At 70.8% G+C, this 22387-nt stretch carries 22 protein-coding genes; 10 read left to right on the top strand and 12 right to left on the bottom strand.

The features are described from left to right. Positions 1-48: 48 nt before the first annotated feature. Positions 49-2916, bottom strand: coding sequence for a M16 family metallopeptidase (locus tag GA0116996_RS19665; protein WP_092314970.1), 2868 nt, complete (start codon positions 2914-2916; stop codon positions 49-51). A gap of 119 nt (positions 2917-3035) precedes the next feature. Between GA0116996_RS19665 and GA0116996_RS19670 the strand changes: the two genes are divergently transcribed. The 3 genes from GA0116996_RS19670 to thpR are packed head-to-tail and all read left to right on the top strand — an operon-like array spanning position 3036 to position 5612. Beyond that, entirely contained in the window at positions 3036-4517 is a 1482-nt protein-coding gene (locus GA0116996_RS19670) for an AlkA N-terminal domain-containing protein (RefSeq protein WP_092314972.1), read from the top strand. Then, positions 4514-5014, top strand: coding sequence for a methylated-DNA--[protein]-cysteine S-methyltransferase (locus GA0116996_RS19675; RefSeq protein ID WP_092314974.1), 501 nt, complete (start codon positions 4514-4516; stop codon positions 5012-5014). Before GA0116996_RS19670 ends, GA0116996_RS19675 begins: the two co-directional genes overlap by 4 nt. Before the next feature lie 16 nt (positions 5015-5030). Next, positions 5031-5612, top strand: coding sequence for an RNA 2',3'-cyclic phosphodiesterase (thpR, locus tag GA0116996_RS19680; protein ID WP_092314976.1), 582 nt, complete (start codon positions 5031-5033; stop codon positions 5610-5612). On the opposite strand, the gene GA0116996_RS19685 is transcribed toward thpR, so the two are convergent. Further along, positions 5596-6219, bottom strand: coding sequence for a LysE family transporter (locus GA0116996_RS19685; protein WP_092314978.1), 624 nt, complete (start codon positions 6217-6219; stop codon positions 5596-5598). The two genes, thpR and GA0116996_RS19685, sit on opposite strands and share 17 nt — an antisense overlap. Before the next feature lie 132 nt (positions 6220-6351). Between GA0116996_RS19685 and GA0116996_RS19690 the strand changes: the two genes are divergently transcribed. From GA0116996_RS19690 to GA0116996_RS19700, 3 genes are all read left to right on the top strand, one after another. After that, a complete protein-coding gene (locus GA0116996_RS19690; RefSeq protein ID WP_092314980.1) occupies positions 6352-7215 on the top strand; it encodes a LysR substrate-binding domain-containing protein in 864 nt (287 codons plus the stop codon). Positions 7216-7421: 206 nt separating this feature from the next. Beyond that, complete coding sequence (locus GA0116996_RS19695; protein WP_243419705.1) at positions 7422-8174, top strand: flagellar brake protein; 753 nt, start codon at positions 7422-7424, stop codon at positions 8172-8174. 91 nt (positions 8175-8265) lie between these two features. Then, positions 8266-9441, top strand: a complete 1176-nt coding sequence (locus tag GA0116996_RS19700) for an NAD(P)/FAD-dependent oxidoreductase (RefSeq protein WP_092314984.1) — start codon at positions 8266-8268, stop codon at positions 9439-9441. 25 nt (positions 9442-9466) lie between these two features. Here the strand turns inward: GA0116996_RS19700 and GA0116996_RS19705 are convergent, their stop codons facing one another. The 4 genes from GA0116996_RS19705 to GA0116996_RS19720 form a co-directional block, all read right to left on the bottom strand. Beyond that, the gene (locus GA0116996_RS19705) at positions 9467-10315 is read right to left on the bottom strand and encodes an IclR family transcriptional regulator domain-containing protein (protein WP_092314986.1); all 849 of its coding nucleotides are present in this window, start codon (positions 10313-10315) and stop codon (positions 9467-9469) included. A gap of 94 nt (positions 10316-10409) precedes the next feature. After that, positions 10410-10814, bottom strand: a complete 405-nt coding sequence (locus GA0116996_RS19710; protein ID WP_092314988.1) for a DUF6691 family protein — start codon at positions 10812-10814, stop codon at positions 10410-10412. 3 nt (positions 10815-10817) lie between these two features. Further along, on the bottom strand, positions 10818-11252 hold the full coding sequence (locus GA0116996_RS19715) for a YeeE/YedE family protein (RefSeq protein WP_092314990.1): 435 nt from the start codon (positions 11250-11252) through the stop codon (positions 10818-10820). A 236-nt stretch (positions 11253-11488) separates the two neighbouring features. Further along, positions 11489-13849: a patatin-like phospholipase family protein gene (locus GA0116996_RS19720; protein WP_092314992.1), complete on the bottom strand. Its 2361-nt coding sequence runs from the start codon at positions 13847-13849 to the stop codon at positions 11489-11491. A gap of 246 nt (positions 13850-14095) precedes the next feature. On the opposite strand from GA0116996_RS19720, the gene GA0116996_RS19725 reads away from it, so the two are divergent. From GA0116996_RS19725 to GA0116996_RS19735, 3 genes are all read left to right on the top strand, one after another. Next, positions 14096-14311 carry an oxidoreductase-like domain-containing protein gene (locus GA0116996_RS19725; RefSeq protein WP_092314994.1) on the top strand — a complete coding sequence of 72 codons (216 nt, stop codon included), beginning with the start codon at positions 14096-14098 and terminating at the stop codon, positions 14309-14311. An 11-nt stretch (positions 14312-14322) separates the two neighbouring features. Next, positions 14323-15195 carry an NAD-dependent protein deacetylase gene (locus tag GA0116996_RS19730; protein WP_092314996.1) on the top strand — a complete coding sequence of 291 codons (873 nt, stop codon included), beginning with the start codon at positions 14323-14325 and terminating at the stop codon, positions 15193-15195. Between the two features lie 379 nt (positions 15196-15574). Continuing rightward, a complete protein-coding gene (locus GA0116996_RS19735) occupies positions 15575-16492 on the top strand; it encodes a DMT family transporter (protein ID WP_092314998.1) in 918 nt (305 codons plus the stop codon). A 57-nt stretch (positions 16493-16549) separates the two neighbouring features. On the opposite strand, the gene GA0116996_RS19740 is transcribed toward GA0116996_RS19735, so the two are convergent. From GA0116996_RS19740 to GA0116996_RS19750, 3 genes are all read right to left on the bottom strand, one after another. Further along, positions 16550-17104 (bottom strand): DUF1439 domain-containing protein, encoded by a 555-nt coding sequence (locus tag GA0116996_RS19740; protein WP_092315120.1) that lies wholly within the window; start codon positions 17102-17104, stop codon positions 16550-16552. 102 nt (positions 17105-17206) lie between these two features. Further along, positions 17207-17410, bottom strand: a complete 204-nt coding sequence (locus GA0116996_RS19745; protein WP_092315000.1) for a SlyX family protein — start codon at positions 17408-17410, stop codon at positions 17207-17209. Between the two features lie 98 nt (positions 17411-17508). Beyond that, on the bottom strand, positions 17509-17934 hold the full coding sequence (locus GA0116996_RS19750; RefSeq protein WP_012357054.1) for a VOC family protein: 426 nt from the start codon (positions 17932-17934) through the stop codon (positions 17509-17511). A gap of 232 nt (positions 17935-18166) precedes the next feature. Here GA0116996_RS19750 and GA0116996_RS19755 point away from each other — a divergent pair, with 232 nt between their 5' ends. Further along, positions 18167-19114, top strand: a complete 948-nt coding sequence (locus tag GA0116996_RS19755) for a LysR family transcriptional regulator (RefSeq protein ID WP_092315002.1) — start codon at positions 18167-18169, stop codon at positions 19112-19114. A gap of 12 nt (positions 19115-19126) precedes the next feature. Here the strand turns inward: GA0116996_RS19755 and GA0116996_RS19760 are convergent, their stop codons facing one another. From GA0116996_RS19760 to GA0116996_RS19770, 3 genes are read right to left on the bottom strand one after another with little or no spacing between them, the layout of a single operon-like run. Next, on the bottom strand, positions 19127-19903 hold the full coding sequence (locus GA0116996_RS19760; RefSeq protein ID WP_092315004.1) for an enoyl-CoA hydratase: 777 nt from the start codon (positions 19901-19903) through the stop codon (positions 19127-19129). Between the two features lie 15 nt (positions 19904-19918). Continuing rightward, positions 19919-20878, bottom strand: coding sequence for a Bug family tripartite tricarboxylate transporter substrate binding protein (locus GA0116996_RS19765; RefSeq protein ID WP_092315006.1), 960 nt, complete (start codon positions 20876-20878; stop codon positions 19919-19921). A gap of 45 nt (positions 20879-20923) precedes the next feature. Continuing rightward, the gene (locus tag GA0116996_RS19770; RefSeq protein ID WP_092315008.1) at positions 20924-22087 is read right to left on the bottom strand and encodes a CaiB/BaiF CoA transferase family protein; all 1164 of its coding nucleotides are present in this window, start codon (positions 22085-22087) and stop codon (positions 20924-20926) included. Positions 22088-22387 lie beyond the last annotated feature (300 nt).

Consider the following 22387-nt stretch of genomic DNA (forward strand, 5'->3'; position numbering starts at 1 on the left):
GGCGCCACCGCCCGGCGAGTATGGTTGCAGATCTATGTCAGGCGCATGTCAGAGGCGCGCGGGCGGCCTGCCGCCGCCTTCGTTGCCGCCGTCGTTGCCGCCTGCGTTGCCGCCGGCGCTGGAGCCGGTCGCCGTGCCGGCGGGCGTGCCGGCTGCCTGGCCGGTTGCACCGCCCTGCGCCGCCGCGCCGGCGAAGTCGCCGGCATAGGCGCGTGACAGCGTGCCCGGCTGCATGTAGCGGCGGATGGCGGCGTTGACGGTCTCAGGGGTAGCGTCGCGCAAGCGTTGTTCGAGTTCCGCGGTAAAGGCCATGGTGCGGCCCAGGTAGAGCTGGCTGGCCAGCGCGCCGGCCAGTGCGGCGTCGTTGCTGCGGCTGACCATGCCCTGCTGCAGCAGGCCGCTGACGGCCTCGGCCAGTTCCTGGGCGGTAATGCCCTCGCGCACCAGCCGCTCCAGTTCCTCGCTGACGGCGCGCTGCACCCGCGCCAGGCTCTGCGGCGCATATTGCGCGCGCACGCCGAAGCGGCCGGCGCGGTCCAGCGCGCCCACCTGCACCCAGCTGCTCGCACCATAGCTCATGCCTTCGCGCTGGCGCAGCCGGTCCGCCAGCCGGCTGCGCAGGCTGGCGCCGCCCAGCACGCGGTTGGCAATCATCATCAGCGCATAGTCGGGCGCATCGTTGGTCAGGTCGATCGGGGCGGTGGCCAGGTACACGGCGTTGGCCTTGCCGGGCGTTGACAGCGTGAACTCGGCGGGCGCGATCGGCACGAACGGACGGTCGACGCGCGCATACGGCTGCGGCGCGGTCCAGTCGCCAAACAACGCGGCCGCGTGCGCCGCGGCAGCGGCGCCATCGAAGTCGCCGACCAGGCTCAGCTGCGCATGCCCCGTGCCGTAGAAGCGGGCATGGAAGTCGCGCACCTGCGCCAGCGTGGCCGAGCGCAGGTCGGCAATATTCTCGGCGATGGTGCGCGCATGGCGCGGGTCGCCGGCGGGGTAGGGGTCGCCGTGCCGGCCGAGCGCATTGGCGGCCAGCACGCCGGGTTCGCGCTGCACGCTTTCAAGCTCGGCGATGCTGGTCTGGCGCAGGGTCTCGAACTCGGCTTCGGGGAAGGTGGGCGCGCGCAGCAGGTCGCGCAACAGCGACAGTACCTCGGGCAGGTGCGCGCGGCGGGTCTCGAAGCTGACCGTCACCTGCTCCGAACCGCCCGCGATGCCCACGCGCGCGCGCAGCGCCTCGATGCGGTCGGCGATCTGCTGGCGGTCCATGCCGGCGCTGCCGCGGCGGAGCATCGCCGCGGTGAGCGCGCCCACCGTGGTCAGCCCCTGCAGGCTCTGCGCATCGCCCATGCGCAGCACCAGCACGCCGTGCACCACTTCCCCGCGCGCGGGCTTGGGCAGCAGCGCCAGCTGCATGCCGTTGGCGAGCGTCTGGCGCGTGGTATGGGCCTCGATATTGGCGGGACTGGGATCGAATGCCGCCACCGCGGCCAGCGCCGGCCGGCCCTGGTAGCCATTGACCATGGCGGTGATGTCGGGCACCGCCGGCACTTGCGCGCGCTGCGGTTGCTCGGCCGGCAGGAACACGCCAAGGGTGCGGTTCGAAGCCTGGAAGTAGTTCAGCGCCACGCGCTGCACGTCGGCCAGCGTGGTGGTTTCGATGCGGTCGCGCGCCAGGAAGAACAGGCGCCAGTCGCCCTTGGCGATGGCCTCGGACAGAGCAATCCCGAGCGCGCCGGGGTCGTTCATGTACTGCTCGTAGGCGTTGCGCATGCGCACCCGCGCGCGCTCCAGCTCGGCCTCGGTCACGGGTGCCTCGGCAAAGCCCTCGATCTGCGTGATCAGGCCGGCGCGGGCGGCCGCGAGCGGCTGGTCTTTCGACGCCTGCGCCATGAACAGCAGCGCGCCGGGGTCCTTCATCGCATAGAACGCGCTGCCGATCGAGGTAGCCTGTCCGCGCTCCACCAGCGCCTTGTACAGCCGGCCACCGGGAGTGTCGCCAAGGATGATGGTCAACAGCGCCAGCGCGGTGGTGTCGGGGTGCGCGCCGGGGCTGACATGGTATTGCGCGGCCACCAGGCGGGTGTCGCCCGGGCGCATCACCACCAGCTCGCGCGCACCTTCCTGTGCGGGCTCGACGGTGGGCTCGGGCGGCAGCACGCGCTGCGGGCGCGGAATCGGCCCGAAATAGCGCGCGATGCGCGCCAGCGTGGCGGCGGGATCGAACTTGCCCGCCACCACCAGCACCGCGTTGTCGGGCTGGTAATAGCGGCGGTAGAACGCGCGCAGGTTGTCGAGGCTGACGTTCTCGACGTCGCTGCGCGCGCCGATCGGGGCCTTGCCGTAGTTGTGCCAGCGGTAGGCGGCGGCCATGGTCTGCTGCATCAGCATGCGCCCGGGGCTGTTCTCGCCCATTTCCATCTCGTTGCGCACCACCGTCATCTCGCTGTCGAGGTCGGCGCGCGCGATCACGCTGTTGACCATGCGGTCGGCCTCCATGCGCAGCGCCCAGTCGAGGTTGTCGTCGCTGGCGGTGAAGGTCTCGAAGTAGTTGGTGCGGTCCTGCGCGGTGGTGCCGTTCACGCTCATGCCGCGCCGGGCGAACTCGCCCGGGATGGTCTTGCCCGGCAGCGACGGCGTGCCCTTGAACAGCAGGTGCTCGAGCAGGTGCGCCATGCCGGTTTCGCCGTAGTTTTCGTGGCGGCTGCCGACCAGGTAGGTGATGTTGACGGTGGTGGTGGGCTTGGCGGCATCGGGTGCCAGCACGATGCGCAGGCCGTTGGGCAGGCGGTGTTCGGTAATGCCTTCGACCGACGCCACCTGTGTCGCCTGCACGGGCGCTGCCGAGGGCTGCGCCAGCGCCATGGGGCAGGCCAGCGTGGCAAGCAGTGACAGGTGCAGGGCGGTGCGGCGCATGAAGTCTCCGACGGGAAGAGTAAGGGCAGGCCAACTGTGCCCCAACCCATCCCCGCGCGCCAGAGGGAAATGTCCGAAACCAGCGGATGCGCGCCGGCATCTGGCGGTAGCATGCCGTCATGAACCTCGATCCCGATACCTGCTACAAGGCCGTGGCCTCGCACGACCGCCGCTTCGACGGACGCTTCTTCGTGGGCGTGTCGTCGACCGGCGTGTATTGCCGCCCCGTGTGCGCGGTACGCACCCCCAAGCGCGAGAACTGCTCGTTCTATGAAAGCGCCGCCGCGGCGGAGAAGCATGGCTTCCGCCCGTGCCTGCGCTGCCGCCCGGAACTGGCGCCGGGGCATGGCCTGGCCGATATTTCCGGCCGGCTGGCGCAGGCCGCCGCCACGCTGATCGACGAAGGCTTTATGGCCGACGGCAGCGTGGCCGCGCTGGCGGCGCGCATCGGCGTGACCGAGCGCCACCTGCGGCGGCTGTTCGACGCGCAGTTCGGCGTGTCGGTGCTGGAGTACGCGCAGACCCAGCGGCTGCTGCTGGCCAAGCGGTTGCTGGCCGACACCGCGCTGCCGGTGACGGACGTGGCGCTGGCGGCAGGCTTCGGCAGCGTGCGCCGCTTCAACGATGTGCTGAAGACCCGCTACGGCCTGACGCCGCTGGCGTTGCGCCGGCGTGCCGCCGAGGGTGTGGCCGACCGGCTGGTGTTCGAGCTGGGCTACCGCCCGCCGTTCGCGTGGGACGCATGGCTGCGCTTTCTCGGCACGCGCGCGGTCGACGGCATCGAGGCCATCCGGGACGGCGCCTACCTGCGCACCCTGCGCGTCGAAGCCGGCGGCAGCGCCCACCTCGGCTGGGTGCGCATCGAGCATGTGCCGCGCCGGCTGGTGCTGCGCGTGACGCTGTCGGCGTCGCTGGCGCACGTGATTCCGCAAGCGCTGGGCAAGGTGCGCCGGCTGTGCGACCTGGGCTGCCGCCCCGACGTGGTGGACCGCCATCTGGGCGAACTGGCCGAGGCGATGCCCGGCGTGCGCCTGCCGGGCTGCGTCGATGGCTTCGAGATCGCGGTGCGCGCCGTGGTCGGGCAGGTGATTTCGGTGGTGCAGGCGCGGCGCATCCTGGCCGCGCTGGCGCAGCGCGCGGGGCAGGCGCTGGACGGCGCACCGCCCGACGGCCTGCGCCATACCTTCCCGAGCGCGGCCGCGCTGGCGGCATTGCCCGAGGCTGCGCTGCGCGAGGCCGGCGTGTCGCCAGGCAAGGCTCGCACGCTGCAGGCGCTGTCCCGCCGCGTGGCCGACGGCACGCTGGTGCTCGACCCGCATGCGGCGCCGGAGCAGGCGGTGGCGGCGCTGCGCGAGATCGACGGCATCGGCGACTGGACCGCGCAATATGTCGCCATGCGCGCGCTGGGGTGGCCGGATGCCTTCCCTGGCACCGACTATGCGCTGCGCAAGGTGCTGGGCGTCAGCACCGTGCGCGCCATGCACGAACGCACCGTGCAATGGGCGCCGTGGCGGGCCTACGCCGCGATCCACCTGTGGCATCGCTACGAAGCGATGAAGGACACGCCGCCGGCCGCGGCGCAACCGGAGACCTCCCCATGACCAGCTATCGCCATATCGACAGCCCGCTGGGCACCGTGCTGCTGCGCGCGCGCGACGGGCACCTGACCGGCCTCTTCTTCGCGGGGCAGAAGTACCATCCCGCCGGCATTGCCGACAGCCGTGACGTGCCTGCCGCCGACGCCGCGGTGCTGGACCGCGCCGCCGCCGAGCTGGCCGAGTATTTCGCCGGCCGCCGCGACACCTTTACCGTGCCGGTGCGCTTTGCCGGCAGCCCGTTCCAGCAGCGGGTGTGGCAGGCGCTGCTGGAAATTCCGTGCGGCGCCACCGCTTCGTACGGCGAACTGGCGCGCACGCTCGGGCTGCCGCCCACGCATGCGCGCGCGGTAGGCGGCGCGGTCGGCCGCAACCCGCTGTCGGTGATCGTGCCCTGCCATCGCGTGCTGGGCAGCGCCGGCGCGCTGACCGGCTATGCCGGCGGCATCGAGCGCAAGCGCGCCCTGCTGCGGCGCGAGGGCATCGGCGCCGCCACGGGCTGAGACCGGCCGCGCGGCGATGGCACGCCTGTTCATCGCGGTGGAAGTGCCGCCCGCACAGGCGGTGGGGCTGTTGTCGGCGCTGCCAGCCGCGCCTGGCGTACGCGCCGCGACGCCCGCGCAGGTCCACCTGACCCTGCACTTCCTCGGCGAAGGCCTGGGCGAGGCGGCACAGGCCGTCGAAAAGCTCGGTGCCGCGCTCGCGATGCTGCGCACCCCCGCGTTCACGCTGCAGGCGTATGGCACCGGACGCTTCCGCAGCGGCCCGGGCTCGGTGCTGTGGGCCGGCCTCGCGCCCGGCCCCGGACTGGACGCGCTGCGCGCCTTGTACGCCGAGGTGGGGCAGGCACTGGCGCACGCCGCCGGCTTCCCGCCGGAGCGGCGGCGCTTCCATCCTCACGTGACCCTGGCCCGCTGCAAGCCGACCGTGCCCGAGAGCGCGCTGCGGGCCTGGCTCGATGCCCACCGCACGCTGGCCAGCGCGCCCTGGCGCGTCGCACGGCTGGTGTTGTTCGAAAGCCAGCTCGGTCCGCAGGGCCCGCAACACCTGCTGCGCCAAGCCTGGCAGCTGGCGGCGCCGGGCCCTACGCCAGGTTGCTGAAGCCCAGCGCCACGCCCAGTCCGCACAGGGCCGAGCCGATGGCGCGGTCGAGCAGTCGCTGGCGGCGCAGCATGGCCGCGCGCAGCGCCGGCGCGGTGAACACCCACGCCACCACGCTGAACCACGCCAGGTGCGCCACCGACATGAACCCGCCATAGACCCACTGCACCGGAACCGGAGTGTGGGCGTTCACCACCTGCGTGTAAGTGCTGACGACAAACAGCGTGGTCTTCGGGTTCAACGCATTGGTCAGCAAGCCCATGCGCAGCGCTGCCAGCGGGGCCAGCGCGCGGCCGCCGTCCAGGTCTACCGCCAGCGTGTCGCGCTTGCGCAGCGTCTGCAGGCCGATCCAGACCAGGTAGGCCGCGCCCAGCGCCTTCACTACCGTCAGCACGCCATGCGCGTGTGCCATCAGCAGAGACACCCCGAACATCGTATAGAGCACATGCACCTGCACGCCCAGGGCGATGCCGAGCGCACTGAGCAGGCCGGCGCGGCGGCCGTACAGGTAGCTGTTGCGGGTGACCATGGCGAAGTCCGGGCCGGGGCTGATCACGGCCAGCATGGTCACCGCGGCGACCGCCAGGGTTTCGGCGAGAGGGGGCATGTTGCGTCAGATTATGTTGAGTTTTCTGGCCGATCCCCGTTCGTGGGGATCAAAGCGTACCCAATTCTGCGTGCCGCAAAGCGCCCCCACAACCGATATATACTCGCGCGATTCCATGAGAAAAACTGACCGATGCACTGGCTGGGATGGATCCGATTCTTCGAGGCCGCGGCGCGCCATGAGAGCTTTGCCCGCGCGGCGGAGGAGCTGCACCTGACCCACGGCGCGGTCAGCCGGCAGATCCGCCAGCTGGAAGACACGCTCGGCGTGGCGCTGTTCGAGCGGCGCAACCGCGGCGTTTTCCTGACCGAGGCGGGGCGCTCGCTGTTTGCGGCGGCGACGCAGTCGATGGAGGGACTGGCCGCCGCGGCCGCGCGCATCCGCACACAGCCGGCGGGGCGGGCCCTGGTGCTGTCGTGCGAGCCGACCATCGCCATGCGCTGGCTGATCCCGCGGCTGCCGCGCTTTGCCGCGCGCCATCCCGACATTGCGCTGCACCTGATGGCGGCGGGCGGACCGATCGACTTTGCGCGCAGCGGCGCCGACCTGGCGCTGCGGCGCAATGACTTTGCCTTCGATGCGCGCTGGCATGCGCGCGAGGTGGTGCAGGAACGCGTGGGCCCGGTGTGCCGGCCTCAGGCCGCCGAGGGTGCAGCGGTGGCGCCGGTGCGGTTGCATACGCGCACGCGGCCCGAGGCCTGGCAGCGCTGGCAGGCGGCGTGCCCCGATGACGCGGGCCGTTTGCGCCTGGACGGCGACGCCTGGTACGAGCACTTCTATCTGAGCCTGCAGGCCGCGGCGGCGGGACTGGGCTGGGCCATGGCGTCGCAGCTGATGGCCGCCGACGAGATCGCCGACGGCCGGCTGGCCGCGCCGTTCGGCTTTGCGGCCGACGGCTCAGCCTATCACCTGCTGTCGCCCGCGCCGTTCGAGCACGACACGCGCCGGCTGGCGCTGCTCGCATGGCTGCGCGAGTGCGCGCAGGCCACGGCCTGAAAGCCACGCCAGCGCTACCCCCCGGAAGTCTGTGCTCAAGTTCTGCCACAGATTTGCCGAAGTGAGATCATCGGTCTTGCCGGCCAATGGTGCAGGCGCTTAACATGCGGCGCGCGGCCGGCAGGCCGGTGCCGCCGACGGGCTCCGGCTGGTCCGCGGCTGCGACAGGCCGTCGCTCTCAGCCCCTCCAGATGTTGCGTGAACCTATGAACCAGCACGACGCCCCCGGGCCCGCCGATCACGACACCGAAGCCGAGCCGGCGGACGACCGCTATCGCCTGACCCACAACTCGCAGATCGGCACGGTGCTGCGCGACCTGGCGTGGCAGAAGTGCATGTTGAGCGTGCGCACCCGCAGCGCGCACCAGTTCGTTACCTCGATCCTGCATGTCGACCCGGTCAACCGCACCTTCGTCTTTGACTGGTGCAATGCCGAGCCCGAACGGATGTCGCTGATGACCTCCGAAGAGAACGCGTTCTCCGGGCTGCTGCGCGGCGTGCCGGTCAACTTCGTGGTCGGCCAGCCGGCGGCCACGCGCTATGAAGACGGTCCCGCCTTCGTCGTCGAGTTTCCGGAAAAGCTCTATCACTTCCAGCGTCGCCGCCATTTCCGCGCGCGCACGCTGGTGACCAAGGGCTACCGCTGCGAGATGCCGATGCCGGACAAGACCGTGCTGGGCCTCGATATCGCCGACCTGTCGCTGTCCGGCGTGGGCCTGCGCTCAAAGACCGTCACCGCCGACCACCTGCCGGTCGGCACCACGGTGGCGAAGTGCCGGCTGGACTTCCGCGACCTGGGCAAGCTGGAGGTGGACATGCAGGTGGTCGGCCACTGGCTGGTGGGCCACGACGACAGCGCCATCCACCACTTCGGCTGCGCCTTCGTCAATCCGGACGGGCGCATGGAGAACTTCCTGCAGCGGCTGGTGTTCGCGCTCGAACTGGCGCACCGCGGCTGACGCCGCCTCGGATCGGCGCGCACCCCGCCGCTCGCCGCCCGGTTTACGCTAAATTGCCCGCCAGTTCGCATGACACGGGAGGCGCACGGCAATGGTCCACAGCGATCCGGCTCCGGCCGGTGGCAAGCAGTTTTCGGCTGACTACCTCGTCATCGGCGCCGGCATCGCCGGAGCCTCGGTGGCGTACTGGCTGGCGCGCGCGGGCAGCGTGATCGTGCTCGAGCGCGAGGCGCAGCCGGGCTACCACGCCACCGGCCGCTCGGCCGCGCTCTACCTGGAAAGCTACGGCACGCCGCAGGTGCGCGGCCTGACCATGGCCAGCCGCGCCTTCCTCGATGCCCCGCCCGCGGGGTTTGCCGACCATCCCGTGCTGTCGCCGCGCGGCGCCATGATGCTGGCGCGCCCGGGCGAGCAGGATCAGCTCGACGCGCACTGGCAGGTGCTGGCCGCGATGGGCGCACGGGCGCAGCGGCTGGACCGGGCCGGCGCATGCGCGCTGGTGCCGGTGCTGCGGCCGGAACTGGTGCTGGGCGCGGTGCTGGAGCCCGATGCCGCCGACATGGACGTGCATGCGTTGCACCAGGGCTACCTGCGCGGCGTGCGCCATCACGGCGGCGTGATCGCCTGCGGCGCCGAGGCCGGGGCGATCGAGCGGCGCGACGGCCTGTGGCACGTCCATGCCGGGCCCGACATCTACCGCGCGCCGGTACTGGTCAACGCGGCGGGCGCGTGGTGCGACGTGGTCGCGGCGCGCGCGGGCGTGGCGCCGGTGGGGCTGCAGCCGTGCCGGCGTTCGGCCTTTGTCTTTGCCCCGCCGGACGGGATCGAGGTCGCGCGCTGGCCGATGTTCTACGGCTTCGACGAGACCTGGTACGTCAAGCCCGATGCCGGCATGCTGCTCGGTTCGCCGGCCAACGCCGACCCGGTGCCGCCGCACGACGTGCAGCCCGAGGAACTGGATATCGCCATGGGCATCCACCAGATCGAGGCCGCTACCACGCTGACGATCCGCCGCCCCGCGCGGACCTGGGCCGGACTGCGCTCGTTTGTTGCCGACGGCGACCTGGTGGGCGGGTTCGATCCCGAGGCGGAAGGATTTTTCTGGGTGGCGGCGCAAGGCGGCTATGGCATCCAGACCTCGGCGGCGATGGGAGAGGCCTGCGCCGCGCTGGCGCAGGGCCGGCCGCTGCCGGCGCATATCGCCGACCACGGCGTGACCGCCGCCATGCTCAGTCCCGCGCGGCTGCGCGGGCACGCGGGCCGGTAAGGCCGACGGCCGGCTAGCGGCAGGATCAGGACCCGACCATCCGTCCGATCGCGGCGGCGGCCTCGCGCATCGGCGCCAGCAGCCGCGTGATCATGTCCGCTTCGGAGACGCGCGCGGCGCGCACGCTCACGCTCAGCCCCGCCAGCACGATGCCCGAGGCCGAGCGCACCGGCACCGCCATGGCGCGCAGGCCCGGCTCCAGCTCTTCGTCGACGATCACATAGTCCACTTCGCGGGCGCGCTCGAAGCAGGCTTCCAGTTCCTGCCGCGAAACCTTGGTCTGCAGCGTGCGCGGGCGCAGCTCCGCATGCTCGAAGAAGCCGTCCAGCACCGTGGCGGGCTGGTGCGCCAGCAGCAGCCGGCCGTTGGAGGTGCAGTAGGCCGGCAGGCGGCTGCCCATGCCGAGCGAATAGTTCAGCACGCGCTGCACTTCGGAGCGCACCAGGTACAGGATGTCGGTGCCGTCCAGGATCGCCAGCGTGCAGGTCTCGTGGATGCGCGCGCTCAGGTTGTCCAGGATCGGCTGCGCCAGCGACACCAGCGAGGTCGACGAGAAATACGCGTGCCCCAGGTGCAGCACGCGCGGGCGCAGCGCGAACTGCCCGTCCTGCTGGCTGACATAGCCCAGCTGCTCCAGCGTGTACAGGCAGCGCCGCACCGACGCGCGCGAGAGCTGGGTCCGCTGTGCCACCTGCGAGATCGTCAGCGGGCGCTTGCGCTCGGAAAACGCTTCCAGCACGGTCAGCCCGCGCGCCAGCGACAGCATGAAATTGGGATCGCCGGCAAAGCTGGCGAGCAGGTCGGCCTGGGGCCGGGCAACGCGGACGGTGTCGGCCTGGGCATGGCCAAGACCGATGGGGCGGAGGACATCCATGGGAGGCTGGGGGTGGTCTACGGTCGTTCGATAATCGCGCAATGTTAAACCGCTCAGGCGCTGCGGGCCAGTACTGCTTGCATGCTGCGCTGCGTCATCGGCGGCGCCTGGCCAGAGCTTCAGCCACTTCGAACAGCGCCATGCCCGCCAGCATCGCGGCCACAAAGCCCCAAGCCTTGGCATAGCCCGCACCCAAGGCGACCAGTGCCGGGCCAGGGCAAAAGCCGGCCAGGCCCCAGCCGATGCCGAAGGCGGCGCTGCCCAGCAACAGGCGCGGCGTGACCGCGGCCAGCCCCAGCCACGAGCGCCGGCGCCGGCGTGCCAGCGCAAATGCCGCCACGCCGACCAGGATCGCCCCTGCCATGACGAAGGCAAGCGACGGGTCCCACGTTCCCGCGAGGTCGAGAAAGCCCAGCACCTTGGCCGGGTTGGCCATGCCGGAGAGGATCAGGCCAATGCCGAACACCAGTCCGGCCAGCAACGCCAGCAGCGTGCCCATGGTTCAGCCTCCCAGCACGTGGCGCTGCACCAGCACCGTCACGAAGCCGGCCGCCATGAAGGTCACGGTGGCCGCGAGCGAACGCACCGAACCGCGCGACAAACCGCATACGCCGTGGCCGCTGGTGCAGCCGCCGGCGTAGCGCGTGCCCACGCCGACCAGCAGCCCCGCCACCAGCACCTCGGTCCAGCCCGCGTCGATGCGTGCCGCGGGCATGGCATCGAACGCGGTGGCCAGCCATGGCGACAGCAGCAGCCCGATGACAAAGGCGGCGCGCCATGCGGTGTCGCCTTGCGGCAACCGCAGCAGGCCGCCGACGATGCCGCTGATGCCGGCGATGCGGCCCAGGCCGAGGATCATCAGCGCCGCCGCGAGGCCGATGACAAGCCCGCCGGCGAGCGAAAGCCACGGCGTGAAATGCTGGAAGTCGATCTGCATGAAGAGTGCGCGCGGAAGCTGGCGCGGAGGCGGCCGCAAGTGCAGCCCAAGGCAGGGATTATAGGCACGCCATCGTCGGCCAGGCGCCCATAAAAAAGTCGCCGCTGGGGAAGCGGCGACCGGGGAAGGTGTCATTCAAGAGGGGGTCTTGGTGACAGGAAAAAGTATAGACATTTGAATTAAGACATTACATACAACTTTGGTGGGGTACGGCAGACGCACATTGCCGCGCCGCGTCAGAACGGTTTGCCCAGGTACAGGTAGAAGCTGAACACGCCGGCCGCCGCGCGGCCATAGGCCAGGTACAGCGGCCCGAGCGGGCTGTCGAGCGCCAGGAACAGCGAGCCGGACTTGAGCAGCCCGGTGGGGCTGCCCGGCACCAGCGGGTTGCCCACGCGGCCCGCCTCCAGCGAGAAGCCGGCGTAGACCCCTTGCAGCAGGGTTTGCCGCGCCAGCTTGTTGTAGTACACCAGCCGCGCGAACTGCAGGTTGCCGCCCATCAGCTGCCCGGTGGCGTAGCCGGACTGCTGCAGGAAGCCGCCCCACTGGAACAGGTCGTAGTTCGGCAGCGGTTTGCCGCCGGGATTGCCGCCGACCTTGAAGCCGAACGACAGGGTGTGGTCGCCGAACGAGTGGGCATAGGTGCCGTCGGCCTGCGCCTTGACATAGGCGCGGTCAGCGCCGAGCCCGGGTTGCGAGGCGTAGATCCGCAGCCCGCCCGCATAGCCGAAGCGCGGGAAGTCCACGCTGTCGAGCTGGTCGAAGAAGAGCCGGCCGGTGATGGCCCCGCGCCGGATACTGCCTGGACCCGGCGACAGCGACGCCGGGCCGGTGCTGAGGGTGGCATGCTCCGAGCCGGTCTGCACTCCGACCCGCAACTCGCCGTACTTGGTGAACTGGCTGCCGACGTCGAGGGCGAGGTCAAAGCGGCGCACGTCGTAGGTGGCGATGCGCGTGCTGCCCTGGAACACATTGACCGGGCGCCGCTCCAGCTCGATGCGCGGCGCGATGAAGAAGAACTGGCGCGTATCCAGCGGCTGGTAGAACTCGCTGCTCAGCGCCGAGGTCTGCCCCACCTGCACGTCGGTGCGCCATTCCGCCCCCAGCGCATTGAGCCAGGTGCGCCGGTAGCTGCCGACCAGGTTGAAGTACGCGTCGCCGCGGAAATCCGAACTCAGGCCCAGCCCGAAACGCAGGTAGTCGGGGCCCCACGATTTTTCCACCGCATTGACCGTCAGCACGCGCCGGCCCGGCTCTTCCAGGATGCCGTAGTTGACGTGTTCGAAGTCGCCGGTGCCGAACAGGCGGCGCATGTCCTGGTCCAGCGCGGTCTGGTCGATCGGCTCGCCCGGCCGGGTCTGCATCACCGCGGTGGCATAGTCCGGATTGACGCGATGCAGCGGCGCCAGCCGGATCTCGTCGACGGGGCGGGGGTCGGGCGGCTGCACCGCCTGCTGGGCCGCGCGCAGCTCGGCATACTGCGCCGGCGGCAACGCCAGCGGCGCGAGGCGGTCGGCGACCTTGCGCGCGGCGGCCTCGCCGATCGGGATGGTGGTCGGCAGGTGGTCGAAGTCGGTTGCGGAGAAGTCGCCCAGCGCGGGCTCGATCAGCACGTCGGTGGGCCGCAGCGCGGCCAGCGACGCGCGCACGTTCTGCTCGGTCAGGATGTTGAGCATCTGGCCGGTCACGCCGATGACCGAGGTCAGCGCCTCGCGCTTCATCAGCGGCGTGCCCAGGTTCACCGCGATGACGATATCGGCGCCCATGCTGCGCGCCACGCCGACCGGCAGGTTGTCGGTCAGCCCGCCGTCGACCAGCAGCCGGCCCTCGTATTCCGCTGGCGCCACCGCGCCCGGCACCGACATGCTGGCACGCATCACGTTGGCCAGCTCGCCCTGGCTGAACACCACCGGCGTGCCCGCCACCAGGTCCGTCGCCACGGCGCGGTAGGGGATCGGCAATCGGTCGAAATCGCGGAAGCCCGGCGTCCTGGCCAGCTGACGCAGCACCGTCTCGAGCTGCACGCCGGAAACCGCGCCCTTGGGCAGCAGCAGGCCGCTCGCCTGCACGCCGATCTCGGGCGTGAGGAGGTTGGTGTAGTCGTCCTGCTTGCGGCGGATGGTCAGGTCCTGGCGCGGCGGCCGTTCCTTGAAGAGCTTGTCGGTGCTCAGGCCCGCGACCAGCCGTTCCATCTCCGCCGGACCCATTCCGGTGGCGTAGGCGCCGCCGACCAGCGAGCCCATGCTGGTGCCGGCGATGCAATCGACCGGGATGCGCATCGCCTCCAGCACCTTGAGCACGCCGATATGCGCGGCGCCGCGCGCGCCTCCACCCGACAGCACCAGGCAGATGCGCGGGCGGCCCGCCGCGGCAGGCTGGGCCTGGGCGGGGCCTGCGGGACCTGCGGGGGTAGTGGCGGCGCCGGCGTCCTGGCCGGGTGCCGGGCGCTCCGCGGCCGTCGTGGCCGCCGTGGCCGCCGTGGCCGCCGTGGCCGCCGTGGCCGCCGTGGCCGTCGCCGCGCCGGCAGCCAGCGCGATGGCGGCGAGCAGGCGCTTCGTGCTGGCGTGGCGCAGGCGTCGGTGTGGGGCTGCCTTCATGGCTCGATCGGGGTCGCAGTCCGCTGCGTGGCCGGTTGCCGGGGCGGCAAGTCCGGCTATCTTCCGGCAAAACGTGGCGTGCAGGCCCCTGTGCGCACCGCCCCCCGAAACAATTCAACACGCGGTTCGGAAGCGTTCAGATCGGCTTTCGGCGCTGCCAGGGCCGCGGGGCAGCGGCGGGCGTGCCGGAATATACTGGGGGCTGGTCTGCCATGGCGCCGCGCGCCCCATCCGCAAGTGTCTCAAGTGCCCCCTGTAGTCCCCCTCGCTGGTTCCACGCTTACCCCTGACGATCCCCGCCCGGAGCCGCCGGAGCGGCCCGCCGACGGCGAGTGCTGCGGCTCGGGCTGCGATCCCTGCATCTTCGATTACTACTACCAGGAGATGGACCGCTACCGCGAGGCGCTGCGGGCGTGGGAAGCGCGCCAGGCCGCCCGGCATGCCGAGGATCCGGCGCATTGAGCGCCCTGACGATGCAGCCATTGCAGCCATCGCAGCCATCGCCGGCAGCCGGGGCGGCGCTGTTCGATTTCGTGCAGCGCCACCCGCGCCTGTTCGTGCTGACCGGCGCCGGCATCAGCACCGATTCCGGCATTCCCGGCTACCGCGACGCGCGTGGCCAGTGGCAACGCTCGCCTCCTATCACGCTGCAGGCCTTTCTCGGCTCGCACGCCGGGCGCCAGCGCTACTGGGCGCGCAGCATGCTCGGCTGGCCGCTGGCGGGGCAGGCGCGGCCCAACGATGCCCACCACGCGCTGGCGCGGCTCGGTGAGCAGGGCCGGATGACGGCGCTGGTCACGCAGAATGTCGACGGCCTGCACCAGCGCGCCGGCAGCCAGGGCGTGATCGAACTGCACGGCAGCCTGGCCAGCGCCATCTGCCTGGACTGCGGCGCCAGCCACGACCGCGCCGGCCTGCAGGACTGGCTGGTGTCCCGCAACGCCGCGCTGCGCGACGTGATCGCGCCGCCCGCCGCCGATGGCGACGTGCATTTCGAATCGCCGCTGTTCGCGCAGTTCCAGGTGCCCGATTGCGGCCACTGCGGCGGCATCCTCAAGCCGGATGTGGTGTTCTTCGGCGAATCCGTGCCGCGCGCGCGCGTCGACGCGGCGCGCGCGGCGCTGGCGGCCGCGGATGCGATGCTGGTAGTGGGATCGTCGCTGATGGTCTATTCCGGCTACCGCTTCTGCGTCTGGGCCGGCCAGATGGACAAGCCGGTGGCCGCGCTCAACCTGGGCACCACGCGTGCCGACGCCATGCTGGCGCTGAAGGTCGAGGCCGGCTGCGCGCCGGCGCTGCAGGCCCTGGTGTCGCGGCTGGAGCAGGGCGCCGCAGGATCCCGTTGACGCGAGCGCCATGCAGGCATAGCATCGCCACACCACTCTGATCGACGCCGGTCGATCTTTCTTCAAGGCTTCCGCTTTCCACCATGACCGCAGACCGCCAACGCCCCGTCATCGCCGCGCCTCCGGGCCGCGCGTTGCCGTGCCCGCGTCGCCAGCCTGCGTTCACATCTGTCGCGCCGCCGCCGTTCCCGGGCGGTGCACACCCGCCGCCGCCGCGCGGCTGACGGGCACGCGCCCCAGCCCTTCTCGTCTCCGGTAATCCCGCCTTCGTGCGCCCGCGCGCACGGCAGCCGCACGCCCGTGCGCGCTGCCGCCGTGACGTGGCCGCATGCCGATGCGCGTCGCCGGAGCCCGCCAAGCTGACGACAGATGACAAGCCATGACCAACCAAGAAGATTGCGCGGCGCGCTACGCCGCGCACCATGCCGCGCACGACACGCTCGCCACGCGCACCACCTCCTCCGCCCTTTGGGCCACGCCGCTGTTCGTGCTGCTATGGAGCAGCGGCGCCATCGCCGCACGGCTGGCGCTCGACCACGCCACCCCGTTCGCCCTGCTGACCTTGCGCTTCGCGCTGGTCTGCGCCGTGCTGGGCGCGCTCGGCCTGGCGCGCAGGCGCCTGCTGCCCCCGCGCGGCGAGCGGCTGCACACGGCCGGCGCGGGACTGCTGCTGATCGGCGGCTACGCGGTCTTTTACTTTCTGGCGCTGGACCACGGCATGACGCCCGGCGTGCTGGCCACGGTGCTGGGCGCGCAGCCGATGCTGACGCTGCTGCTGACTGAGCGCCGCGCCAGCGCCGCGCGCCTCGGCGGCCTGGCGCTGGCGTTCGCCGGGCTGGCCATGGTCGTCGCCGACAGCCTGCTGCTGGCCCGGCTGTCGCCTGCGGGCGTACTGTGCGCGCTGGCTTCGCTGGCCAGCATGACGGTCGGCGCCATCCTGCAGAAGCGCAGCCCGCGCGCACCCGCCGAAGTGCTGCCGCTGCAGTACGGCGTAAGCCTCGTAGCCTGCCTGCTGTGCCTGCCGTTCCAGCCCTTCGCCTTCGAAGCGTCGCTGGCGTTCGCCGCGCCGCTGCTGTGGCTGGCGTTGGGAATTTCGATCGGCGCGACGCTGCTGTTCTACCGCCTGATCCACGCCGGCAACCTGGTCAACGTGACCAGCCTGTTCTACCTGGTGCCGGCAGGCACCGCGGCGCTCGATTACCTGCTGCTGGGGAACCGCATGACGGCGCTCGCGCTGGCGGGGATGGGGGCGGTGCTGGCGGGGTTGGGGTTGGTGTTCCGGGGCACCAGGGGGTGATGCGGCGGCGGGACGCCGTAGCGGGGCAGCGGGGCGGGCGCTGTCCGAAGGCCGCGCCTACCGCTGCTTCACCTCGACCCGCACCTCATCCTTGCCCACCGTGATCGCCCCCGGTTCCACGTCCTTGCCGCCCACGCGCAGCTCCTCCGGCTTGAAGGTATAGATCGGATAGTCTTTCAGCAGCTGCTGCGCGACCACGGCGCCGATGGCGTTGAGCTGTTCGCGATAGGGTCCCATGCCGGCGACTTCGACCTGTTGCACGGTGGGGTTGTCGAGCAGCACCGCGCGCCTGGCCGGGTCATAGCGGACGCCGCTGTTCAGGGCGAGCTTGCCGTCGACGGGAGGCGACGGCAGCAGGGCATTGGTCAGGCGTGCGTCGACATGGGTGGTGATGCGGTTGCTGGCTTCATCCAGCACCAGCCGCGGATGGCTGAGCTGGACGCTGACGACTTCGGCGTAGCGCAGCGTCGCGGGAAAGCGCTTGTCCAGTTCGGTCTGCAGTTCCTGGCGGGTCAGGGAATATTCGCCGGTCCAGATGTTGTAGCCGGCCAGGGCGGGAGCGGAGCCGGCGATGCAGGCGGCGGCAAGGAGCAGGGAAGGCGTCAGGCGCATGTGGCGGATCGGGCGCGCCATGGGGTGGCGCGGTAAGTGGGATCAGCCTGTCAGACCGCGTGGCCGGGGGTCGCGTTCCGTCACATCGGCCGGGGTGCCGGTTCAGTAGTGCGGCGGGATTTCCTGCAGGGGGTCGGCTTCGGCCGCGGTGGTGGCGGCGCTGCGCACCTGCTGGTACAGCGCGCGGAACTGCTCCTGCAGCAGGTCGATCTGCTGCTGCTGGCGTGCCACGGTGCTGTTCAGGGTATCGAGCAGGTCTTCCTGGAAGGCGAGCTTGATTTCGAGTTCGTTGATGCGATCTTCCATGGCTAGGTTTCTCCGGCGGGCGGCGCGCATTGTAAACCCATCGCTGGGCCCCAATCGCCCAGTGGGCGCGCCGCCGGCCGGAAAACTGCGTCCCTGGCTTACTTGGGCGCGGTCAGCAGCATCCACATGATGCCGAAACGGTCGGCCACCATGCCGAACTGCTCGGCGAAGAAGGTCTTGTCCAGCGGCATCAGCACCTGGCCGCCTTCCTTCAGGCCGTTGAAGGCCTTCTCGACCCCGGCCTTGTCGGGAAAGGTGATCGCCAGGCCGAAGCCCTGGAAGGCGGGCTGGTTCGAGCACTGCCCGTCGGAGGCCAGGATGATGCTGTCGCCGACCTGGAATTCCAGGTGCATGACCTTGTCCTGCGCGCCCGCGCCGGGCTGGCAGCCTTCGCCACCCTTGCCGGCGTCGGGGTTGTCGGCGAAGGTCATGCGGGCGTTGACCTTGGCGCCAAGGGTCTGCTTGTAGAACTCGACCGCTTCATCGCAACGGCCTTCGAAAAACAGATAGGGCTGGACTTGCATGACACCTCCTGTGAAGGGGCGGCCTGTGGGACTGTAGGGCCGCGGGGATCTCGGCAATGACGCACACGCTTTGTGTACGCCGTCCACAATACCTTAGCAAAGAAAATGGACGACGTCCACATCGAATACGCGAGGGGCGCGGGAGGGCGGCCGGGGCGGTGCACTAGAATGGCCCGCTATACCGCCGCCCATCGCCAACCGTTTCGACTGCCGCGGCCCAAACGGAGTTGCCTTGCGTTACGAACTGACCGACCTGCGCCTGTTCCAGGCCATTGCCGATGCGCAAAGCCTGTCGGGCGGCGCATCGGCCACCCACATCACCGCGTCGGCGGCGAGCTACCGGCTGAAGAATCTCGAGCACGCCATGGGCACGCCGTTGTTCGTGCGCAGCGCGCGCGGCATGGAGCTGACGCCGGCCGGCGAAACCCTGCTGGTCCATGTGCGCGAACTGCTGCTGGGCGTTGAGCGCATGCATGGCGAGGTCGGGCGCTTCTCCGCCGGGCTGAAGGGCAATATCCGGCTGCTGGCCAACAGCAGCTCGCTCAACGGCTTCATCATTCCCAGCGTGAGCCGCTTTCTGCTGGCCAACCCGGATGTGAACATCGACCTGGAGGAGCGCGCCAGCCAGGCTATCCTGGCCGCGGTAGCGGCGCATGAGGCCGATGTCGGCATCCTGGCGGGAGATTTCCATACCGGCGACGATGCAGCCGGCGTGCGCTCGGTGCGCTACGCGCGCGACGAATTGATCCTGGTGATGGCGTCGGACCACCCGCTCGCGCGCGAGCCCGAGGTGCGCTTTGGCGCGGCGCTGGCGTTCGACTTTGTCTGCATGAGCCGCACCAGCAGCAACTTCCTGTTTCTGCGGGAGATGGCGCAGCGCGCGGGCAAGGGCCCCAACGTGCGCCTGCATGCGCACAGCTTCGATGCGGTGCTGTCGCTGGCCGAAGCCGGCGTCGGCGTGGCGCTGGTGCCGCGCAGCGTGGCGGCGCAGGCGCTGCGCGAAGCGCGCGTGGCCGGGGTGCGGCTGGCCGAGCCGTGGGCCTTGCGCGAACTGAACCTGATCGTGCGCGCCGACGGCAAGCTGCCCGCGTTTGCCGAGGCCTTCGCGCAGTTCCTGCTCAACGATCCGCGCGTGGTGGCCACGCGCGAAGGCGGCGCCGTGGCCGCCACGGCGCGGTAGCGCCTGTCCGCTTCAGCGCTTGCGGTTCAGGAAAGTGGCCATGTGCTGCTGCGGCTCGCCGGTGTCGAAGGCGCTGCCGAACTCGGTCACGCTGTTGCCGATCGAGACCTCCAGCGGCGCGTCTTCCCACTCGCGCAGCAGGCGCTTCTGCTGGCGCACCGCGACCGGGCCAAAGCCCGCCAGCAGCGCGGCCACGCGCTCGACTTCCAGATCAAGCTCGGCCAGCGGCACCACGCGGCTGACCAGCCCCCACTGCAACGCCTCGGCCGCGTCGGAGATCTCGCCCGTCAGCAGCATCCAGGCGGTGCGCGCATTGCCGATCAGGCGCGGCATCAGCGCGGCGTGGATCACCGACGGGATGCCGACCTTCACTTCCGGCATGCCCAGCTGCGCGGTGTCGGCGGCGATGCGCAGGTCGCACGCCAGCGCAAGTTCCAGCCCGCCGCCCAGGCACCAGCCCGGCATGCGCGCGATCACCGGCACCGGCAGGTGGCGCACGGCATCGCACAGCCGGCGCAGGCCGCTGATGAAGGCCTCGGCGCTGGCGCGGTCGAGCGCGGCCATTTCCTTGATATCGGCACCGCCGATAAAGCCCTTGTCGCCGGTGCCGCGCAGCACCAGCACGCGCAGCGCGTCCTGGGCGGCCAGCGCTTCGATCGCGCGCGTGAGCGAGGCGATCACCGGTGTGCTCAGGATATTGAGCGAGCCCGCCTCGCGGATGGTGACGGTGGCAATGCCGCGCGCGTCGATCTCGACGCCGGCGTGCGGTTCCTGCTGAAGTGCGCTCATGTCGGTCCTCGTGTGTTACTGGAGCTTGGTGAAGTGGATGGCCTCGACCACCTGCTTCCAGTGCGCGTTCTGCCCACGGATCAGGTCGCCAAAGGCCTTGCGCGAGGTCGGTGCCGGGATCGCGCCCTGTTTCTCGATGGCGGCGACGACCTCCGGCTCGGCCAGCACCTGGCGCACGGCGTCGTTGAGCTGGTCGAGGATGGCGGCGGGCGTGCCCGCGGGCGCGCCCAGCCCGAACCACGACGGGTTGTTCATCGCCGGCAGGCCGGCCTCGGCATAGGTGGGGACGTTGGGCAGCACCTTCAGGCGCTGCTTCGCGGCCACCGCCAGCGGCTTGAGGCGGCCGCCCTGGATCAGCCCGGACGACGACGGGATATTGTCGAACACCACCTGGATCTGCCCGGCCACCGCATCGTTGAGCGCGGGGCCCAGGCCCTTGTACGGCACGTGCAGCATGCGCGTGCCGGTGGCGTTCATGAAGAGCTCGCCGTTCATGTGGCTGAGGCCGCCGTTGCCGGACGAGCCGAACGAATACTTGCCGGGACTGGCCTTGAGCTGCTTGATGAACGACGCCAGGTCCGTGGCCGGGAAAGCCGGATTGACCACCAGCACGTTGGGCACGTCGGCCAGGTTGCTGATCGGCGCGAAGTCCTTGACCGGGTCATAGGCGGTCTTCAGGTAGACGTTGGGGTTGACCGCGTGCGAGCTTTCCACCTCCATCACCAGCGTGTAGCCGTCGGGCGGCTGCTTGGCCGCGTAGGCGCTGCCGACCGCGCCGCCGGCGCCCGGGCGGTTCTCGATCACCACCGGCTGGCCCAGCACCGGGCCCAGGCGGGTGCCGACGATGCGGGCAATGATGTCGGTGGTGCCGCCGGCGGCGTAGGGCACGATCAGCTTGATCGGCCGCTCGGGATAGGCGGCGTGCGCGCTGCTGGCAAAGCCGAGCAGGGCCATGGCGAAAAGGGCGGGCTTCATCGGGATGTCTCCGGGTCAGTGGTTATAGATATCGTGGCGGGACGGTCAGCGCTGGGGGCTGTGTTCGCCCAGCAGCGGCGGCGGCGCCGGCGGGCTCTCGTGCCCGGCCAGCATCGGGTTGCGCACCATCGGCACGCGGCCCATCACGGGGTGCTCGGCCACCTGCATCAGCCGGCGGTGCCGTACCTGCGGATGGGCGAAGACTTCGTCCATGGTGTGGATCGGTCCCCACGGCACGCCGGCCGCATCGAAGGCCTCGGTCCAGGCGGCGCGGGTGCGGGTGGGAAAGAGTTCGGTCAGCCGCGCGCGCAAGGCGTCGAGGTGTTCGATGCGCGCCGAATTGGTGGCGTAGCGCGGGTCCTGCGCCAGCGCCGCGATGCCGGCCACGGCGCAGAAGCGGGCGAACTGGCTGTCGTTGCCGATCGCCAGGATCAGGTGGCCGTCGGCGCAGCGGAACACTTCATACGGCGCGCAGTTGGGGTGGGCGTTGCCGCTGCGCTGCGGATTCTGGCCCGAGACCAGGTAGTTGGCGGCCTGGTTGGCATTCATCGCCACGGCGACGTCGAGCAGCGCGATGTCCAGGTGCGCGCCCGTGCCGCTTGCCTGGCGCTGATACAGCGCGGCCAGCACCGCGGAGGTGGCGTACATGCCGGTGCTCAGGTCGACCACCGCGACGCCGGTGCGCAGCGGGCCGGCTCCGGGCGTGCCGTCGGGCTGGCCGGTGTAGCTCATCAGCCCGCCCATGCCCTGGAACACGTAGTCGTAGCCCGGCTTGTCGGCCATCGGCCCGCTCTGGCCGAAGCCGGTGATCGACAGGTAGACCAGGCGCGGGTTGATCGCCTTGAGCGTGTCGTAGTCCAGCCCGTAGCGGCGCAGCGTGCCGACCTTGTAGTTCTCGACCAGCACGTCGGCCGTGCGCGCCAGTTCGCGCACCTGTGCCGCGCCTTCGGAGGTGCCGTAGTCGATCGCGACCGAACGCTTGCCGCGGTTGCAGCAGATGAAATAGCCGGACAGGCGCGGATCGCCTGCAGTGCCGGCCGGTGCGTCGAGATAGGGCGGCCCCCAGCCGCGGGTATCGTCGCCGCGCTCGGGGTGTTCGACCTTGGTCACCTCGGCGCCCAGGTCGGCCAGGTTCTGGGTACACCAGGGGCCGGCCAGGATGCGCGACAAATCCAGGACCCGGACGCCTTCCAGGGCGCGATGCAGCATGACGACTCCGCTTTCCGATAACAGTGCGGCGCAGTATAGGGAGGGGTATCGGGCCGAACCAGTCGAGAGTTTTGAAAGGCGCGTTCGCCGGATTTGAACGGTGCGGCGGCGCTCCGGCCGGCGCCGAGTGCGGGTGGCGCCGGGGCCCCGCCGGCCCCCGGGTTTGGCGCGTGGGCGCTGCCGTGTCACAATTCGCGTTTGGCACTGACTCGGCACGTGACTCGGCCGGCCGCGTCGCCGTGCTTCCACGCTGCCCCCGGCCGCTTGCGGCCGACGCCGTGGAAGCCCGTCCAAGAGCCG

The organism is Cupriavidus alkaliphilus, assembly GCF_900094595.1.
In the GTDB taxonomy this organism is placed as follows: domain Bacteria; phylum Pseudomonadota; class Gammaproteobacteria; order Burkholderiales; family Burkholderiaceae; genus Cupriavidus; species Cupriavidus alkaliphilus.

Coding starts and splice junctions, on each gene's coding strand:
- GA0116996_RS19665 (WP_092314970.1), bottom strand. CDS start 2,916: ATGCGCCGCACCGCCCTGCACCTGTCACTGCTTGCCACGCTGGCCTGC.
- GA0116996_RS19690 (WP_092314980.1), top strand. CDS start 6,352: ATGCACTGGCTGGGATGGATCCGATTCTTCGAGGCCGCGGCGCGCCAT.
- GA0116996_RS19705 (WP_092314986.1), bottom strand. CDS start 10,315: ATGGATGTCCTCCGCCCCATCGGTCTTGGCCATGCCCAGGCCGACACC.
- GA0116996_RS19730 (WP_092314996.1), top strand. CDS start 14,323: ATGCAGCCATTGCAGCCATCGCAGCCATCGCCGGCAGCCGGGGCGGCG.
- GA0116996_RS19715 (WP_092314990.1), bottom strand. CDS start 11,252: ATGCAGATCGACTTCCAGCATTTCACGCCGTGGCTTTCGCTCGCCGGC.
- GA0116996_RS19675 (WP_092314974.1), top strand. CDS start 4,514: ATGACCAGCTATCGCCATATCGACAGCCCGCTGGGCACCGTGCTGCTG.
- GA0116996_RS19710 (WP_092314988.1), bottom strand. CDS start 10,814: ATGGGCACGCTGCTGGCGTTGCTGGCCGGACTGGTGTTCGGCATTGGC.
- GA0116996_RS19765 (WP_092315006.1), bottom strand. CDS start 20,878: ATGAAGCCCGCCCTTTTCGCCATGGCCCTGCTCGGCTTTGCCAGCAGC.
- GA0116996_RS19720 (WP_092314992.1), bottom strand. CDS start 13,849: ATGAAGGCAGCCCCACACCGACGCCTGCGCCACGCCAGCACGAAGCGC.
- GA0116996_RS19750 (WP_012357054.1), bottom strand. CDS start 17,934: ATGCAAGTCCAGCCCTATCTGTTTTTCGAAGGCCGTTGCGATGAAGCG.
- GA0116996_RS19735 (WP_092314998.1), top strand. CDS start 15,575: ATGACCAACCAAGAAGATTGCGCGGCGCGCTACGCCGCGCACCATGCC.
- GA0116996_RS19685 (WP_092314978.1), bottom strand. CDS start 6,219: ATGCCCCCTCTCGCCGAAACCCTGGCGGTCGCCGCGGTGACCATGCTG.
- thpR (WP_092314976.1), top strand. CDS start 5,031: ATGGCACGCCTGTTCATCGCGGTGGAAGTGCCGCCCGCACAGGCGGTG.
- GA0116996_RS19700 (WP_092314984.1), top strand. CDS start 8,266: ATGGTCCACAGCGATCCGGCTCCGGCCGGTGGCAAGCAGTTTTCGGCT.
- GA0116996_RS19695 (WP_243419705.1), top strand. CDS start 7,422: ATGAACCAGCACGACGCCCCCGGGCCCGCCGATCACGACACCGAAGCC.
- GA0116996_RS19760 (WP_092315004.1), bottom strand. CDS start 19,903: ATGAGCGCACTTCAGCAGGAACCGCACGCCGGCGTCGAGATCGACGCG.
- GA0116996_RS19770 (WP_092315008.1), bottom strand. CDS start 22,087: ATGCTGCATCGCGCCCTGGAAGGCGTCCGGGTCCTGGATTTGTCGCGC.
- GA0116996_RS19740 (WP_092315120.1), bottom strand. CDS start 17,104: ATGCGCCTGACGCCTTCCCTGCTCCTTGCCGCCGCCTGCATCGCCGGC.
- GA0116996_RS19745 (WP_092315000.1), bottom strand. CDS start 17,410: ATGGAAGATCGCATCAACGAACTCGAAATCAAGCTCGCCTTCCAGGAA.
- GA0116996_RS19670 (WP_092314972.1), top strand. CDS start 3,036: ATGAACCTCGATCCCGATACCTGCTACAAGGCCGTGGCCTCGCACGAC.